This window comes from Virgibacillus sp. (genome assembly GCF_013393565.1).
GTDB classification, from domain to species: domain Bacteria; phylum Bacillota; class Bacilli; order Bacillales; family Amphibacillaceae; genus Virgibacillus; species Virgibacillus dokdonensis.
In genome coordinates this window covers 1-17,156 of the sequence record NZ_JABXHF010000002.1, presented here as the reverse complement: position 1 = coordinate 17,156, position 17,156 = coordinate 1, and the positions used below count along the sequence as shown (strand labels likewise).

The following is a 17,156-nucleotide window of genomic DNA, read 5'->3' as shown; positions in this document are numbered from 1 at the left end:
AAAACAAACATCATAATTAGTCATGATATCATGTGATAATCAAACGGTATTAGCAAGCGATGCCATTTCCCCTTATACTAAAAACAGGGAGGGGATAAGATGGTATTTTATTATGAAAAATTGGATCATGTTCAATTAACAGCACCAAAAGATGAGGAACAAACAGCAAAGGCATTTTACGTCCATATCCTGGGATTTAAAGAAATTAATAAACCAAAGACATTACAAAAAAATGGCGGGATTTGGCTACAATCAGGTGATGTTCATATACATATTGGTGTGGAAGAACCGTTTATGCCAGCGAAAAAAGCACATCCTGCTATTTACGTAAAACATTTAGAAAAGTTAAAACGATATTTACAAGAGCACGATGTAGCTTATTTGGAAGACGAGCGATTGCCAAATTATAAACGTTTCTACGTTAGCGATCCATTTGGAAATCGGCTAGAGTTTTTGGAGAAAAGTTAGAAAAATATCAGAAAAATAGTAATGTTAGTTTTATTTATTTGCGGGTTGTTTATTTAAGGTGACGTGCTATACTAATTACATTCAAATAAATACGATTTTCATATAATAGCAGGGATAAGGCTTGCGAGTTTCTACCGGTTTACCGTAAATGAACCGACTATGAAAATAACTGATATAGATTGTATTTTACACTGTAAGAAAAGTGTTCGCATTTCGCCATCACGTGAAGTCTTCTTATGCAAAATACGATCGTTTCTCTTTTAACTCGAAAATCAGTTTCCGTTCATAGTTAGGTTGACGGAAGCGAATTTTCGAGTTTTTTGCATAATAAGAAAATATGCAGGTTTACCGTATAGCCATCCCTTTCCTAATTGGACTTATTTAACTGCATAAAAGCTTCATTGAAGTCCACCTTTTAAAAATGAGAATCTTGTATGCATATTGACATGGAAAGGAAGTTTAACATCATGGAGCGTTTAAAACAGATCATTTTAGCAAAAGGAAAAGTATTATCCAATACGGTTTTAAAGGTGGATGCTTTTTTAAATCATCAAATTGACCCATCCTTAATGGAAGAGATTGGAAAAGAATTTGCAGATCGATTTGCAGATGCTGGTATAACGAAAATATTGACTTTGGAATCTTCAGGAATTGCTCCTGCCGTGATGGCGGGCTTAGTTTTAAAGGTGCCTGTTGTGTTTGCAAGAAAACGTAAATCCCTAACATTAACGGAGCACCTTTATTCTGCGCAAGTCCATTCTTTCACGAAGCAGGAAACAAATGAAATTTCAATTTCGCAATCGTTTATAACTCAGGACGATACAGTTCTAATTATTGATGATTTCTTAGCAAATGGACAAGCGGTATTTGGTTTAATTGATATTTTAAAGCAAGCTAAAGCAACGATTGCTGGGATAGGTATTGTAATTGAAAAAAGTTTTCAAGACGGTGGAAAATCCATTCGTAACGCTGGTTATCGAGTGGAGTCCCTTGCCAGAATAGCACATTTATCAGACGGAAATGTCACCTTTTTAGAGGAGGAAAACTAACATGAAGAATGCTGCTTTAGGGCTACAACATTTATTAGCAATGTATGCAGGGGCTATTTTAGTACCACTTATTGTTGGTGATGCACTTGGCTTAACGTCAGCTCAACTAACGTATCTTGTTGCTATTGATATTTTAATGTGTGGTGTAGCGACTATATTACAGGTTTTAAGAAATCGATTCTTTGGAATTGGCTTACCTGTCGTTTTGGGTTGTACTTTTACTGCGGTAGGTCCAATGATAGCAATTGGCTCTAGTTATGGAGTGACTGCTATATATGGAGCTATTCTTGTATCTGGGCTTTTTGTCATTGCTGTAAGCGGGATATTTGGTAAATTGGTGAAATTCTTTCCTCCAGTTGTAACAGGTTCTGTTGTAACGATTATTGGAATTACGCTTATTCCTGTAGCTATAAATAATATGGGGGGCGGGCAAGGAGCAAGTGACTTTGGCTCATTAGTAAACATAAGTTTATCTTTTGGGACGCTATTATTTATTATTATATTATATCGATTTGCTAAAGGATTTATGAAATCTATTGCTATTTTAGTAGGTTTAATTATTGGAACATTAGCGGCTGGTATGATGGGTTTAGTTGATTTTCAAGCTGTTCGAGAAGCTTCCTATCTTCATTTACCGCACCCCTTTTATTTTGGCACACCAACATTTGAATGGTCTGCTATTTTAACGATGATATTAGTCGCGATCGTTTCATTAGTAGAATCCACAGGTGTATATTTTGCTTTGGGGGATATAACAGATCAAAAACTCAAAGGGAAGGACTTGGCAAACGGTTACCGAGCGGAAGGATTAGCCATTTTATTGGGAGGCTTTTTTAACGCCTTTCCATACACCGCTTTTTCTCAAAATGTCGGTTTGTTGCAAATGACTGGTGTGAAAAAGAAAAGCATTATTTTTATTACTGGTGTCATGCTTATAACGCTTGGTTTCATTCCTAAAATTGCCGCTTTAACGACAATTATTCCAACTCCTGTATTAGGTGGTGCGATGATTGCCATGTTTGGTATGGTAATTTCCCAAGGAATTAAAATGCTTGGTCCTGTCATTATGAAATCATCGGAAAATGCGATGATTGTGGCATGTTCTGTAGGAATGGGGCTAGGTGTAACTGTTGTACCTGAATTGTTTGCCAAATTTCCGGAGAGCATTCAAATATTAACAAGTAATGGCATTGTGGCGGGAAGTGTTACAGCTATTGTGCTAAATATTTTATTCCATATGCTTCCACAAAGAAAAACCAATGAGCATATCAGTTTGCGTGAGCAAGAAGCATAAAGAGATAGATTCCACATATGACGAGCCGTATTTATTCTCCCTTCAAAATCTAAAAAAGTGAAGGGAGGAAATAACGTATTTTGATTTCCACTCTGTTCCACTTCTCTTCGTTTAAGCACCTTTCCTATAACTCTATTGCGTGAAGTTTCACTTTATTTATTATCCAATAGACTTATGTTAGAATAAAAGATACTTTTCTATATAAGTCGTATTTGGTTGTTTTAAAAGAAAGGGGAAATAGGATGGTACGTCAATCCGTAAAAGAAGTAGAGAATATGAATAAATTACCAATCGTTATCGTGCTGATTACTGGAGCTTTTTTAGCCATTTTAAATCAGACATTACTCACCACAGCTATACCTCCTATTATGCAAGATTTACATTTAACCGAAAATACGGCCCAATGGGTAACGACGATTTTTATGCTCGTAAACGGCATTATGATACCTATTACTGCTTTTTTAATTGAAACCTTTACTACAAGACAATTATTTATTACAGCTATGGGAACATTTTCTGTTGGTACATTTATTTGCGCCATATCACCAAGCTTTTTTCTATTAATGACAGGAAGGGTCATTCAAGCTGCTGGCGCTGGAGTTATGATGCCACTGATGATGACCATCTTCTTATTTATGTTTCCAATTGAAAAAAGAGGAACTGCCATGGGAATGGTTGGGCTTGTAATTGGATTTGCCCCTGCTTTAGGACCATCTATTTCTGGTTGGTTAGTTGAGCATTTCGATTGGAGGTCTATTTTTTATGTCGTTTTACCTTTAGCTATTATGAACGTTATCATTGCGTACTTTGTGATGAAGAATATAACAAAACGTACCTATCCAAAAGTTGATATTTTATCTATATTATACTCAACCCTCGGTTTTGGAGGAATACTTTACGGATTCAGTAGTGCTGGTAATAATGGATGGACCGATCAATTGGTGCTTGTGTCGTTAGCTATTGGGCTAATTACTTTAGCGCTATTTATTACTCGTCAATTCACACTCAAGGAACCAATTTTGGAATTTCGAGTATTTAAAAACAAAATATTTACCATTACGATGATCATTGGAATGATTGGATTTATTGGCTTAATCTCTGCAGAAACCATTCTGCCAATTTATATGCAAAATATGGCAGGGTTTACGCCATTTGAATCTGGCTTGATGATTTTGCCAGGCGCACTACTAATGGGAATTATGTCGCCGATTAATGGACGAATTTTTGACCGATTTGGTGCTAGATACTTAGTAATGATAGGACTGTTCTTATTAACGATTACGTCATTATTGTATACCAATCTATCTGTAGATACGTCATTTACTTATTTAACCATCGTCTTTGCGGTTCGAATGTTTGGTATCTCCATGATTATGATGCCTTCTACGACAGCTGGGTTAAATCAATTATCTTATCGTTTAATTCCACATGGTTCAGCAATGACGAATACAATGCGACAAGTTGCCGCCTCAATTGGAACAGCTTTGTTAATTACGATTATGACTGTGACGGCTTTGGGTACTGGTAAAGAAGCGACTGTTACAGGACAAATACATGGGGTGAACATGGCGTTTTATGTTGCAACAGCAACATCCTTCCTTGGTCTTATACTAGCTTTCTTCGTAAAAGACAAGGCGTCCAAAGAAAGGGTTTTAAAGCAACAGGAAGCTTAAGTGCAGTTTGTGCTATATAGAATAGAAAAAAGTATGAAAGTTTTCCGGCTTATCGTTTAAAAAGCTGCCATGGTAGTTTTGTGGAAACCACTTACTATTAAAGTAATTGCAGGCAATGAATTAACTAGCTACGTAGAATCATATTGGATATGCCATATGAATAGCTATTTTAGTACAAGTTTTTTCTTATATTATCCCCCTTTTTTTATGTTTAAGGGTGGTAAGTAAGTTGGGAACATACTTTAAGAGGTGATACTTGATGCATTTGTTTTCTACCGCGTTAGTCTTGATGTATGTTATTTTTATTGCTGTTACGTTTTTGCTTGCAATTATTTATAATTGCCGTGATCAATGGATTCCTTTTGCTTATGCATCTATTATTTTAGCTATTGCTTCGCCGTTAGTGGCTTTTCTATTTATTATTGGAAAACCAACCAAAATGAGTGGGTTCATGTATATTTTTGAACAAGTATTGGATGCTAATTTAATAGCTTTTATTATTGTATTGCTCCACCTCTATTTATTGTTTACATTAGGTTTATTTTTAAAAGATAGCGTAGGAAAAAAATTGTCTTCTTACTTTTATGCTTTGATAAATAAAATAAGAACTAGAAAGTATTTTCGTAACGATAGAAACAAGGAAAACTTTTAAAATCATGTACAGTGTATTAGATATGAAAAAAAGATGCTGCGGTCACGTTATTCATGATCGCAGCAACAATATTTATTTGGTGTTTATAATGATTTTTCCTTTAGCATGATGCGTTTCACTAAGCTGGTGAGCTTGTTGTATTCCTTCTTGCGTTAGCGGGAAGTTATGTCCAATAATGGATTTGACATGACCGTTTTCCATTAACTTTGCTATTTCCTCGAGTTGCTTTCCATTTTCTTGTAACCATAAAAATCCAGCTGTAATTCCTAATTCTTTCGCTAAGTCTTCATTTGGTGGTTGCACAATGGAAACTAATTTTCCACCTTCTTTTAACACATGCATGCTCTTTTCTTGAACTTCTCCACCAATTGTATCGATAACTAGGTCGTAGTCTTTAATTATTTCAGAGAAGTCTTCTTCTTTATAATTAATAAACCGGTCTGCTCCTAAAGATTCAACAAGTTCCTGATTTTTCTCACTTGCTGTAGTAGCTACATACGCCCCAAAATGTTTTGCAAATTGAATGGCGTATGTTCCGACTCCTCCAGATCCAGCGTGAATGAATACTTTGTCTTTAGCTTTGACTTGACCAAAGTCAAAAAGACATTGCCAAGCAGTTAAACCGGCTAAAGGTACAGCTGCTGCTTCATTGAATGTAATACTATCTGGAAGAAGAGCTACTTTATCTTCGTCTATCGCGGTGTATTCTGCATAAGTTCCCTGTGCGCTTGTTGCTGGACGGGCAAATACACGGTCACCAGTTTTAAATTTGGTTACGCTTGAGCCAACTTCTTGAACGATACCAGCAGCATCCCATCCAAGGATAATAGGAAATTCAAGTGGGAGCATCTCCTTTAAATATCCTTCACGAACTTTCCAATCTATTGGGTTAATACTTGTAGCGTGCATCTCTACAAGAACTTGGTTATCCTTTATTTGTGGCTTAGGAACATCGCGTTCTTCAAGTTGATTTGCATGACCATATTGGTTTATAACAATAGCCTTCATGTTTTCCCTACTTTCTAAAGATGTTAGTATTATAATCTCAGGGTTCTGTTCAGATTATGCATAAGGAGGTAGTAAGATGGAAAAACTATCATCTTTTCAACCTGTTTTACCTAAAGATCCTAAAGTGCTTATCCTTGGTTCCATGCCAGGAAAACAATCACTTCAACGGCAAGAGTATTACGGGAACCCAAGAAATCAGTTTTGGGATATCCTGCTCACTATCCTTCAAGAACCTAAGGTAATCGATTATACTCAAAAGTTGCAGGTTTGTAAAAAACATTGCTTAGCACTTTGGGATACGGTAGGGACTTGTTATCGAGCAGGCAGTTTAGATGCAAATATTAAAGATGAAACCCCTAATGATATTCCTTCTTTATTACATAAGTATCCTTCCATCAAATTAATAGCTTGTAATGGAGGGAAATCCTATCAACTGTTAAATAAGTATTTTAAGCAAGAGCATTTAGCTCAAGTAGATGTGGTTAAGCTACCTTCAACGAGCCCAATTCCAGGAAAATATACAAAGCGTTTTGTAGATAAGGTGGAAGCGTGGAAGGTGATTTTGAAATATATTTGACGAATAGCTTATGCTTTTTGTCGATTAGCAGTCAGGAAATAGGGTATACTGAATATAGTAGGAAGAAATAATTAGTTTAGAGTATAGTATGAATAAGTGTAACTGTTAACTAATAGTATAAGATGGATTGTTTTAATGAAATGGTATACTAGGTTTAGAGAGAAGCACTAAAGTGGTTTTTCAGTAGAAAGAGGGGCAGCAAAGGAGTCGTAAGCGGCAACTTACGACTCCTGCGACGGGTTATCCTTATGGCGACTTCGCTATAGGATAGCATGGCACATCATGTCATTAGTGGCGTCATCATTATCCTTTGCTAACTCCATCGGCAGAGTGGCTTTATTTGCTTTCGCGGCTATTTACAATTAACAATACAAGCGTTGCGAACGAAAACATCAGTTCTATCGTCTTGTCAATTGGTATCAATTCATTCAGCCCCTTTCTCTAAGGGATTACCAGTCGCCAAGCATGAAGAAATCTTCTTCACTTCTTTCGCCCTCTGCATAACCTGTCCCCCTCATTATACTATAATACGGCATTGATTTGTGGGAATTATTAGGAAATGGTATAAAATTCTCATTTTTCAATTAATTAAGCAATATTCCCTATGCTAAATTTGTTTTCTCTTAGGTTATAAACCTAGGTTTGTTCCTTTTCAAATTAGTTAAGTAGAAAATAGGTAATTCCCTGGGTAAATAGGCTATTGTTAGCATGAATACAAGCTTTGACAAATTGAAATATGGACAGGTTATGTTTATGCTATAAACTTTATGGATTATTGTATAAGCCACTTTTATCATAGAGATTTGGCGACAAGACTGGTTCAGTAGGTATACAAAGACCTCTTTAAGCATCGTTTTTAATAATTTGTAGACTTAGACAGTTTTTGTTGAGTAACCTAAGTATCAACTACAAACTATACTTGATGTAAGAATGTGGTCGCGCTTTTGGGTAAGCGTATTTAGAGAGCTGTATATGGTAGCTGCTGTACAATTAGGCGGTATGACGTAAATATAATCACGTCCTTATCCAGAGATGAAGATGGGAGCGTGTTTTTTGTACATAGGAAAGTAAAATTATAGGTGGCAACGCTTTCGCCATAATGACTGAATGATAAATGAAGATTTTCTAAACACATGAAACGGTACTTAAAGACATAAGTTAAATGAAAAAAGTGTAACAACTGTATACTCTAGTAGGATAAGTAAAGGGATATCCTTATGATAAAATATTGGAGGAATAGAAATGTTAAAACATGTTGTACTACAAACAGACTTTGGTTTAAGTGATGGGGCGGTAAGTGCCATGTATGGTGTTGCTAAATCGGTGGATCCATCCATTCAACTTTTTGATTTAACACATGATATTTCTCCATATAATATTTGGGAAGCATCTTACCGTTTGTATCAAACGATGTCCTATTGGCCAGAAGAAACGGTGTTTGTTTCTGTTGTCGACCCTGGGGTAGGAACGGATCGACTAAGTGTTGTTGTTAAAACAAATAGAAATCAGTATATTGTAACACCAGATAATGGAACATTGACGCATGTGAAAGGCCATATTGGTATAAAAGAAGTTCGAATCATTGATGAAAAAATAAACCGATTGCCGCGATCCGGAGAGTCACACACTTTTCATGGAAGGGATATTTACGCATATACAGCTGCAAGACTTTCTACTGGAGTTATTCGTTATGAAGAGGTCGGACCGAAGAGGGATGAAGACCGAATTACTTGTTTAAAAGAAGAAAACGCTGCAATTAATAAAGGAATCATTCGTGGATGTATCGACATACTTGATGTGCGATTTGGAAATGTGTGGACAAACATAAATCGTCGTTTATTAGTTGAAGCTGACCATCAATATGGTGATAGGTTGTATGTTACGATTTCCCATCATCAAAAAGATGTATACAAAAATAAGTTGTTATTTGTGCGTTCATTTGCTGAAACGCATTTAGGAGAGCCTTTACTATACATTAATTCATTAGATAAAGCAGCTATTGCGCTGAATCAAGGTTCTTTCGCTAAAGCGTATCATATAGGAACGGGTACAAGCTGGGGAGTGTTTATTCAGAAAGTTGACGAGTGAATGGAATGGTTTCTAAACTTGGCTTTTCTGTTACACTATAGGGAATAATCACCGCTTACCTGAGTTGATTTATCATGATTGTAGACGTTTTTATTTGAAAGTATCGGGTTTGTGGTAAAAGGAATTTGGAAAGTCAAACACTTAAATTTTGTTTTTTTTACTTGGTGCCAAGTGCATGTAGTAGGAGGGGGGAGTGAAGCTGTGGGGTTATTTTTTGGAAGGATTAGCTTGTTTAGTTGTTTATGGCTTATGCTTATTTTGTTTGATAGTAATTATATACCGTTTAGCATTAGTTTATTTGCAGTTTCTTTTGCCTTTTTTTGCTTATTAACGTTACAGAAGCATCATATCTATTTCTATGTTGTCTTGTCTGTTATTGCGATTCTACACATGTGGACAGTAGGGACTGAGCAATTTTATATCATCACTTATCTTTATTTTCTCGTTGTCGATGCTACTTTTAGGTTACAAGGATATTCATTAAAAGGCTATCGTTACGTCCGTGGACAATATGATGCGTCAAGCTTATACAGAATATGGACAACGGCAAAAAATAATAGATCATATAGGTGATTTAAAACAAACGGAGAATGCTGCGTTGCAAAAGGAAATTGACGAAGCTTTAAAAAATCCCGTTTTCTCTGTTACTACAAGCAATTTTACTACTGGTCAGGAGATGATGTACGATCCAATTTATCAGTTTTTATTTGGCTTTAGTTTGTTTTTCGTTATTTATACGGTTGCTTATAATGTATTACCAATTCTTATTGAAAAGCAGGAAGGAGTTTGGGATCGGCTTATTTTATCTCCAGTTAAGAAATGGAAAATGTACGCTGGAAATATGATTTACAGCTTTTGTATAGGGTACTTGCAAATATTGATTATATTCTCGTTTTTCTATTTTGTTTTTGGTGTTGACTTTAATGGAAAGTTTCCGGAAACATTATTATTTTTAATTCCCTATGTTTTTACTATTGTTGCATTAAGTATTTTGTTAACAGCAATAGTGAAAAATTCCAACAATTTAATGCATTTATTACCATTCTAGCAGTTTGTATGGCTATGGTTGGTGGTGCCTATTGGCCGATCGAAATTGTAGAATCCAACTTTCTAATTGCTATATCAAAAATAAATCCAATAACTTATGGAATGGAAATTTTACATGGGGTTGTCAACTATGGTTATTCGTTGGAAGAACTTTTCTACCCGATGAGTATTCTGTTACTAATGGGAATTGTTATGATTGGTGTTGGCATACATTTAACGACATATATAATTCGTGCAGTGGTTGAATAGATCCTTTTGCAATAGTGTATAATTGCTGCAAGAGGGTTTATTCTTATTCCATTAGGGGATAGGAAATACTTATTCAATTTTGGGAGAATAGTATCTAACCAAGCTTGTTTTAAGAAAAACTTACATTTTGTAGTTTGGGTGGAGTGTTTTTTGGTAATAGTCCACTGTGGAATACCACTATAATTATTTTATTAGAGTATTAAGAATTAATTAATTTCTACTTATGGCTGGTATTGTTCTATTAACGTTGTTATAATCATCCATTATATTCGTTTTTTATCACTAAAAAATGAACAGTCATTCATTTTTGGTTAGAAGGTTGCGTGAAACTATGAAAAACAGCTTAAGAATATTTATGACAGATATAAAAAAATTGAGTAAGAACTGGGTAGCGCTCATTATCATTGGTGGGCTTATTTTCTTACCCTCTTTCTATGCATGGTTTAATATTAAGGCTTCTTGGGACCCTTATGGACAAACGGATCAGATCCCTGTTGGAGTAGTGAATGAAGATGAGGGCGCGACAGTGAGAGGGGAAAGCATTGACGTTGGGAAAGATCTTGTAGATACGCTTCAAGAAAATAAAGCAATGGATTGGCGATTTACAGATCGAAAGACGGCAATGGAAGAAGTGGAATACGGCAATTATTTTGCTGTTATTGTTATTCCTAAGGATTTTTCAAAACAACTGGGTAGCGTTATGGAAGACAATCCAGAAAAGGCAAACGTAGAATACTATGTGAATGAAAAAGTCAATGCGATTGCACCTAAAATTACGGAAAAAGGTGCCTCGGTTATTGTCGAGCAAATAAGTAGTCAATTTATTTCTACGGTCAATGGTGTAATCTTTGATATGTTTAACCAATTAGGTATTGAACTAGAGAAAGATTTACCTGATATTAAACGCTTTGAAAATTACGTATTTGAAATGGAAGAAAAGCTTCCGGAAATCAATGATTTGCTTAACCAATCATTATCTGACGCAAACCAGGCACAAGATATCGTTAACAAGGCACAAAACTTAATTCCTAATGCGCAAAAAGTAACCGATAATGGGTTAACAACCATTGATAATACGACGTCTTTTTTGAAAGAAGCAGAAGATCGATTAAATAAAATGGCTCCGCAAATTGAAACGGATTTACGTAAAGTGAAAGACGTTGCAAATAAAGCAAACAACTTTCTGCAAGATATACAGAAAGTGGATGTTGATTTTAGTGGTGGAAAAGAACTTGCTAATCAAATTAACCAACAGCTTGACGATGGCGCTAATAGAGTGGGGGCAGTGATCAGTTCGTTAGAGCAATTGAAGCAACAAAATGATCAAACGGATAACAACGAAAGTGAGCAAGGCAATAGCTCAAACGTGAATCGTGAACAAATTGATCAGGTTATTAAAAGACTGACGACATTACAAGAAGCCTTAACGAATATAAAAGAGACAAATAAAGAAGTTATTCAATTTATAGATGCGAAAGATAAAGATGTAGATCAAATGGTAAATGATTTGCAGCAAGTGGCTGAAAATACATCGACAAATATTGATGCTTTTGTTAAAGAATATAAAGCATCGATTGAACCCACAGTGATGGAGGAAATTAGTCGAGCAAAAAGTACGCTTTCAGAAGCCAGAGGGATCTTGGTAGATATTCAAGAGACAATACCAGAAGTAGAACGTATTCTTGGTAGTACAGAGAGTAATTTAGGGAAAGGAGAAGATGTTCTTAAGCAAGCCTTAGGTGAATTCCCATATGTGAATAGTAAGGTTAATGAGCTAGCGGACAGAATTCGTAGCATTAAAGGTGACACGGACATTAATGAAATTATTAAACTGTTGCAAAATGACCCAGAAGCTGAGAAAGGTTTCTTTGCGGAACCTGTTCAGCTAAATCAGAATAAGCTGTTCCCAATGGAGAATTATGGTACCGGTATGACACCATTTTATACAGCTTTGGCAATATGGGTTGGTGGGTTACTGCTCATTTCTTTACTAGCCACCGATGTGCACGACCAAATTAATTATACAGAACGACAAATGTATTTCGGACGGTTATATACATTTATGGGAATTGGTTTTTTACAAACGATTATTGTAACAGCAGGTGATTTACTCTTACTTGGAGTCGACGCGGCTGCGCCATATTGGTTTATGACGTTTGGGATATTTATTAGTTTTATTTTTATGCTTATTATTTATACGGTTGTTTCCGTGTTTGGTGATGTCGGAAAAGCAATGGCAATTGTATTTCTAGTTCTGCAAATTGCTGGATCGGGAGGAACCTATCCTGTTGTATTGTTACCAGAGTTTTTCCAAATGATTAATCCATTTCTTCCGTTTACCTACGCAATTGACTTATTACGAGAATCTGTTGGCGGTATTGTTTGGGAGAGAGCGAGCAAGGATATTTTATACCTCAGCTTTTTTGGGGTTGCAGCTATAGTACTAGGTGCGTTCTTTAAACCAATCATTAATCGGCATACAAATAAACTGAAGAAAAAATCCAAAGAATCTGGTTTATTTCACTAAAACAAAGAAGCCCCATTTGATGCGAAAGACGTGTCAAATGGGGCTTTTTAATTATTCGTTTAGAGGCAATTAGGTGTAAAAGAATAGTTTAGAGACTTCATATTCAGGAAGTTCTACCCTAAGTATTTTTCATTAAATAACATTTCACGTCGTATAATTACTTGTAAACAAGTACCAGCTGCGTGTTAGTTTTATATAAGGCTTTTTCCCTATATAATTAATAAGAAAGATGTGAAAGGTGGAAAAGACTGTTGAGGAAAAAAAGAGTTTTGTATATAAGTGTTAGTGTCATTATTTTATTATTTATTATTGATATAATCGCTAGCTTCTATTTTTATCATTTAGCAATTGCACGTAATCAAAAGGATTTTTTGCAAGGAAATGAAGATCTTGAAGTTTCTGCGCAAGCGTTAGACGAAATGCTTGAAGGAGATTGGCGAGATTGGGTCCGTGAACAGAACTTTGAAACGTGGAATATGACATCTTATGACGGGCTAAAACTACAAGGCTATTATTTACCTGCAAAGAAAGAAACAAATAAAACAGTTATTTTCGCACATGGCTATTTAGGACGTGGCTTAGACATGGGGATGTTTGGTCAACACTACTGTGAAGAACTTGGTTATAATATGTTTACAGCGGATTTAAGAGGTCATGGTGAAAGTGAAGGAGATTATATTGGGTTCGGCTGGCATGATCGCCTGGATTACGTAGATTGGATTCATAGAGTAATTGAAGAACAAGGAGAAGATGCCGAAATTGTGTTACACGGGGTTTCTATGGGGGCTGCGACTGTATTAATGGCAAGCGGTGAGAAACTCCCTAATAATGTAAAAGCAATTGTAGCAGATAGTCCTTATACGAGTGTGTATGACATGTTTGCTTACCAAATGGATCGAATGTTCCATTTACCTTCATTTCCGCTGTTACCTAGTACAAGTGCGGTGACGAAAGTACGTGCTGGGTATGGTTTAAAAGAAGCTTCCGCAGTAGAACAAGTGAAAAAAACAGACATACCTATTTTGTTTATTCATGGGAGTGCAGATACATTTGTACCTACTCGTATGAGTGAAGCGTTATATGCGCAGACAAATAGTGATAAAGAATTGATTATATTCGATGGGGCAGGGCATGGTGAAGCTTTTGTTACGCATAAAGAAGATTATATAGAAAAGTTACATGAGTTTTTACACAATAGGAATTTATAAAGTGAATCTTTAATACGGTAGGGACCTGCTTTTATTCCACGCGAGTTGTTTCGTACGAAAAATGGATGAAGGTGCTGTACTCTCCCAAGTAGACTTGGTCAGCTTCCATTTTTGAATTTTTAAAGTGGAAGACTACAGCACCCTTATATCTGGGGTGAAATTTTAAGGTTTAGTATAAGAATAACCACAAGTTTCGCCATAATATTTGCCGAAAAGCAAAGTTTTTCTAAAAGGCCATGTTCTATATTAAGGATAACGGTAACCTTTTTTGTATAAATATAAATAAAATTTTATAAATATACTTGAATTAACAAAGTAGTACCTCTATAATATGGAATAATTAGAATTCAATCTAAGAGGTGAATGAATAACATGACAAAGGGACAGCTCGTTTTAGAAACTGGGGAGGTATTTTCTGGAGAATGGATAGGGTATAGAGGAGAGTGTGTAGGTGAGGTCGTGTTTAATACGAGTATGACAGGTTATCAGGAAATGTTGACAGACCCATCCTATGCTGGGCAAATTATTACACTAACCTACCCTATAATTGGGACTTATGGAATAAATCAGGAAGATTCAGAAAGCAATCATCTCCAAGTAGCAGGTGTTATTATGAATGACCTTTGTGAAGAACCAAACCATTTTCAATCGCAGGCAACTGTAACGGAGATATTAAAGAAACATCGTATTTCAGGATTAAAAAATGTGGATACGAGATCACTAGTTGTTGCTATTAGGAAACATGGAACGATAAAAGGGAAGCTGGTGTTAGAGAAACCTTTTCCAGACTATAAACATGAATTTATTTTGTCGGATGCAAAAAAGCTCGTTCAACAAGTAGCTGTAACATCTATGGTGCAAACAGGTGCAGGTAGTTGTCATATTGTCATCGTTGATTTTGGTTATAAAAAATCGATGGTACATTTCCTTGTGAATGAAGGATGTAAAGTAACAATTGTACCTTATTATTATGATATTGAAGCAATTAAAGCACTAAACCCAGACGGCATTTTGATTAGTAATGGTCCAGGAAATCCTAGTGAGCTACAAATTTATTTTCCGAAAATTAGAGCAGTTGCTGAATCCTTTCCAACACTGGGAATTTGTTTAGGGCACCAACTTATTGCCTTAGCATATGGTGCGAAAACAGAAAAATTGCCATTTGGACATAGGGGAGCAAATCATCCAGTAAAAGATTTACAAACAGGAAAAATAAATATAACTGCGCAAAATCATGGATATGTAGTAAATAGAGAAAGTGTGAACGAATCTGTTTTTCAACTTACTTTCCAACATGTTCATGACAATTCTGTCGAAGGGATGAAACATAAGCAATTGCCAATTACGACGGTGCAATTTCATCCAGAAGCTCATCCAGGTCCAAGGGATACGACATACATTTTGACTGATTTTGTTCAACAGGTCAAACAGTTAAAGGAAGAATACTTATGGGAAAAAGTTTAAGAAAAGTGCTCGTAGTAGGTTCTGGTCCAATTGTCATCGGTCAAGCTGCTGAATTTGATTATGCTGGTACACAAGCGTGCTTAGCACTACAAGAAGAAGGAATAATAGTTATTTTAGTAAATAATAACCCAGCAACGATGATGACAGATAAAGAAATTGCGGATCGTGTTTATATGGAAGACATTACGGTAAAAAATGTGGAGAAAATTATAGCGAAGGAAAACCCAGATGGGTTCATTGGCACGCTTGGAGGACAAACGGGGTTAAATGTAACGATTGCGTTGTATGATCAAGGTATTCTGGATAGATACAATGTAAAAGTGCTTGGAACGAGTGTAGCATCGATTCAAAAAGGGGAAAGCAGAGAGGCATTTCGTCAGTTAATGTTTGATATAAATGAGCCCGTTTCCCAGTCAAAAGTAGTAAAAAATGTAAAGGAAGGAATTCTTTTTACTGAAGAAATTGATTTTCCTGTTATATTAAGGCCTGCTTATACGCTTGGTGGAGAAGGTGGAGGCTTTGCCAATAATGAAACAGAACTTGTAGAAAAATTACACACGGCTCTTGCGCTTAGCCCCATTCATCAAGTCCTTGTCGAGAAAAGCATTAAAGGGTGGAAAGAAATTGAATATGAAGTGGTGCGCGACGTAAACGATACATGTGTCATTGTTTGTAATATGGAGAATTTAGATCCTGTTGGTGTGCATACAGGCGATTCGATGGTAGTTGCTCCTTCGCAAACGTTAACCGATCAGCAGTATCAGATGTTACGTTCCGCTTCTTTAAAAGTAATCCGTGCTCTTGATGTAGTAGGAGGCTGTAATATTCAATTTGCTTTAGATCCTAAATCGAATACCTATTGCATTATTGAAGTGAATCCAAGGGTAAGTAGATCGTCGGCACTCGCCTCTAAAGCAACAGGTTATCCAATAGCATGTGTAGCTACGAAATGTGCCATCGGATATCATTTAGACGAAATTATTAATCCGGTTACGGGTACAACTTCAGCGGCATTTGAACCTGCGTTAGATTATGTCGTTGTTAAATTACCACGCTTTCCTTTTGATAAATTTACCGAAGCAGACCACACACTGGGGACGCAAATGAAAGCGACTGGTGAAGTTATGGCTATTGACCGCACGTTCGAAGGAGCCCTAAATAAAGCGGTCCGTTCATTGGAAATGGGTATATATAGCTTGTTTTTACCTAAATTAATCCATGTAGCAGATGAGGTTTTGCATCAACAAATTACAGAGGCGAATGATTTGCGTTTATTTGCAATTGCTGAAGCAATACATCGCAACTGGCCTATTGATGATCTCCATGAGCTAACTCAAATAGATCTTTGGTTTTTAAATAAAATAAAACGAATAGTAGCTTTAGAAAAAGAATTAACAACCTATCGTTTGGACGAGATTCCAAAAGATTTATTATTGCAAGCAAAGCGATTCAATATAAGTGATCACCAGATTGCTAACTTAATTGGTGTAAAGCCATATGAACTAAGAAATAAATATAAACAGTTACGTATACAGCCTGCTTATAAATTAGTAGATACTTGTGCAGGAGAATTCACTGCTACGTCCCCTTATTATTATTCTACTTGGCACGGAAAAGATGAAGTGCAAGTAAGTCAAGGGAAGAAGAAAAAAATAGTAATTGTAGGATCAGGACCAATTCGGATAGGGCAAGGAGTTGAGTTCGATTATTGTTCTGTTCATGCTGCTGTAGCAGTGAAGCAACTTGGGTACGAAGCCATTGTCATCAATAATAATCCAGAAACGGTAAGTACGGATTACACTGTTGCGGATAAACTCTATTTTGAACCTTTAGTACTTGAAGATATTTTGCA

Annotated in this window: 12 protein-coding genes, 1 pseudogene and 1 riboswitch; of the genes and pseudogenes, 12 read left to right on the top strand and 1 reads right to left on the bottom strand. The window is 36.0% G+C overall.

Features of this window, described 5'->3' with window-relative positions; translation table 11 throughout:
• The first annotated feature begins 99 nt into the window (after positions 1-99).
• The 5 genes from HLX49_RS00695 (at position 100) to HLX49_RS00675 (ending at position 5,136) form a co-directional block, all read left to right on the top strand.
• Positions 100-468 (top strand): VOC family protein, encoded by a 369-nt coding sequence (locus tag HLX49_RS00695; RefSeq protein ID WP_077702964.1) that lies wholly within the window; start codon positions 100-102, stop codon positions 466-468.
• 78 nt (positions 469-546) lie between these two features.
• Positions 547-648: riboswitch (purine riboswitch) on the top strand.
• Between the two features lie 287 nt (positions 649-935).
• Positions 936-1,517 (top strand): xanthine phosphoribosyltransferase, encoded by a 582-nt coding sequence (locus tag HLX49_RS00690; RefSeq protein WP_077702965.1) that lies wholly within the window; start codon positions 936-938, stop codon positions 1,515-1,517.
• Position 1,518: 1 nt separating this feature from the next.
• A complete protein-coding gene (locus HLX49_RS00685) occupies positions 1,519-2,811 on the top strand; it encodes a nucleobase:cation symporter-2 family protein (protein WP_077702966.1) in 1,293 nt (430 codons plus the stop codon).
• A gap of 242 nt (positions 2,812-3,053) precedes the next feature.
• Complete coding sequence (locus HLX49_RS00680) at positions 3,054-4,484, top strand: DHA2 family efflux MFS transporter permease subunit (protein WP_101933653.1); 1,431 nt, start codon at positions 3,054-3,056, stop codon at positions 4,482-4,484.
• A gap of 256 nt (positions 4,485-4,740) precedes the next feature.
• Positions 4,741-5,136 carry a hypothetical protein gene (locus tag HLX49_RS00675; protein ID WP_141130701.1) on the top strand — a complete coding sequence of 132 codons (396 nt, stop codon included), beginning with the start codon at positions 4,741-4,743 and terminating at the stop codon, positions 5,134-5,136.
• Positions 5,137-5,208: 72 nt separating this feature from the next.
• On the opposite strand, the gene HLX49_RS00670 is transcribed toward HLX49_RS00675, so the two are convergent.
• Positions 5,209-6,144, bottom strand: coding sequence for an NADP-dependent oxidoreductase (locus HLX49_RS00670; protein WP_296360426.1), 936 nt, complete (start codon positions 6,142-6,144; stop codon positions 5,209-5,211).
• Between the two features lie 76 nt (positions 6,145-6,220).
• Between HLX49_RS00670 and HLX49_RS00665 the strand changes: the two genes are divergently transcribed.
• The 7 genes and pseudogenes from HLX49_RS00665 to HLX49_RS00630 all read left to right on the top strand — a co-directional run.
• Positions 6,221-6,721, top strand: a complete 501-nt coding sequence (locus tag HLX49_RS00665) for a DNA-deoxyinosine glycosylase (protein WP_077702970.1) — start codon at positions 6,221-6,223, stop codon at positions 6,719-6,721.
• A gap of 1,242 nt (positions 6,722-7,963) precedes the next feature.
• On the top strand, positions 7,964-8,809 hold the full coding sequence (locus HLX49_RS00660; RefSeq protein ID WP_077702971.1) for an SAM hydrolase/SAM-dependent halogenase family protein: 846 nt from the start codon (positions 7,964-7,966) through the stop codon (positions 8,807-8,809).
• A 511-nt stretch (positions 8,810-9,320) separates the two neighbouring features.
• Positions 9,321-10,105, top strand: a pseudogene (locus HLX49_RS00655) (ABC transporter permease).
• A gap of 331 nt (positions 10,106-10,436) precedes the next feature.
• The gene (locus HLX49_RS00645) at positions 10,437-12,632 is read left to right on the top strand and encodes a YhgE/Pip domain-containing protein (RefSeq protein WP_077702976.1); all 2,196 of its coding nucleotides are present in this window, start codon (positions 10,437-10,439) and stop codon (positions 12,630-12,632) included.
• 251 nt (positions 12,633-12,883) lie between these two features.
• Positions 12,884-13,840 (top strand): alpha/beta hydrolase, encoded by a 957-nt coding sequence (locus HLX49_RS00640; RefSeq protein ID WP_483372438.1) that lies wholly within the window; start codon positions 12,884-12,886, stop codon positions 13,838-13,840.
• A 372-nt stretch (positions 13,841-14,212) separates the two neighbouring features.
• Positions 14,213-15,304: a carbamoyl phosphate synthase small subunit gene (locus HLX49_RS00635; protein WP_296360422.1), complete on the top strand. Its 1,092-nt coding sequence runs from the start codon at positions 14,213-14,215 to the stop codon at positions 15,302-15,304.
• On the top strand, positions 15,283-17,156 hold a 1,874-nt coding region (locus tag HLX49_RS00630; RefSeq protein WP_483372439.1), incomplete at its 3' end, for a carbamoyl-phosphate synthase large subunit. The genes HLX49_RS00635 and HLX49_RS00630, both read left to right, overlap by 22 nt.

Excerpts from the sequence above, each read along its gene's own strand:
- HLX49_RS00670 (WP_296360426.1), bottom strand. The coding sequence starts at position 6,144 with ATGAAGGCTATTGTTATAAACCAATATGGTCATGCAAATCAACTTGAA.
- HLX49_RS00685 (WP_077702966.1), top strand. The coding sequence starts at position 1,519 with ATGAAGAATGCTGCTTTAGGGCTACAACATTTATTAGCAATGTATGCA.
- HLX49_RS00635 (WP_296360422.1), top strand. The coding sequence starts at position 14,213 with ATGACAAAGGGACAGCTCGTTTTAGAAACTGGGGAGGTATTTTCTGGA.
- HLX49_RS00690 (WP_077702965.1), top strand. The coding sequence starts at position 936 with ATGGAGCGTTTAAAACAGATCATTTTAGCAAAAGGAAAAGTATTATCC.
- HLX49_RS00665 (WP_077702970.1), top strand. The coding sequence starts at position 6,221 with ATGGAAAAACTATCATCTTTTCAACCTGTTTTACCTAAAGATCCTAAA.
- HLX49_RS00660 (WP_077702971.1), top strand. The coding sequence starts at position 7,964 with ATGTTAAAACATGTTGTACTACAAACAGACTTTGGTTTAAGTGATGGG.
- HLX49_RS00695 (WP_077702964.1), top strand. The coding sequence starts at position 100 with ATGGTATTTTATTATGAAAAATTGGATCATGTTCAATTAACAGCACCA.
- HLX49_RS00680 (WP_101933653.1), top strand. The coding sequence starts at position 3,054 with ATGGTACGTCAATCCGTAAAAGAAGTAGAGAATATGAATAAATTACCA.
- HLX49_RS00645 (WP_077702976.1), top strand. The coding sequence starts at position 10,437 with ATGAAAAACAGCTTAAGAATATTTATGACAGATATAAAAAAATTGAGT.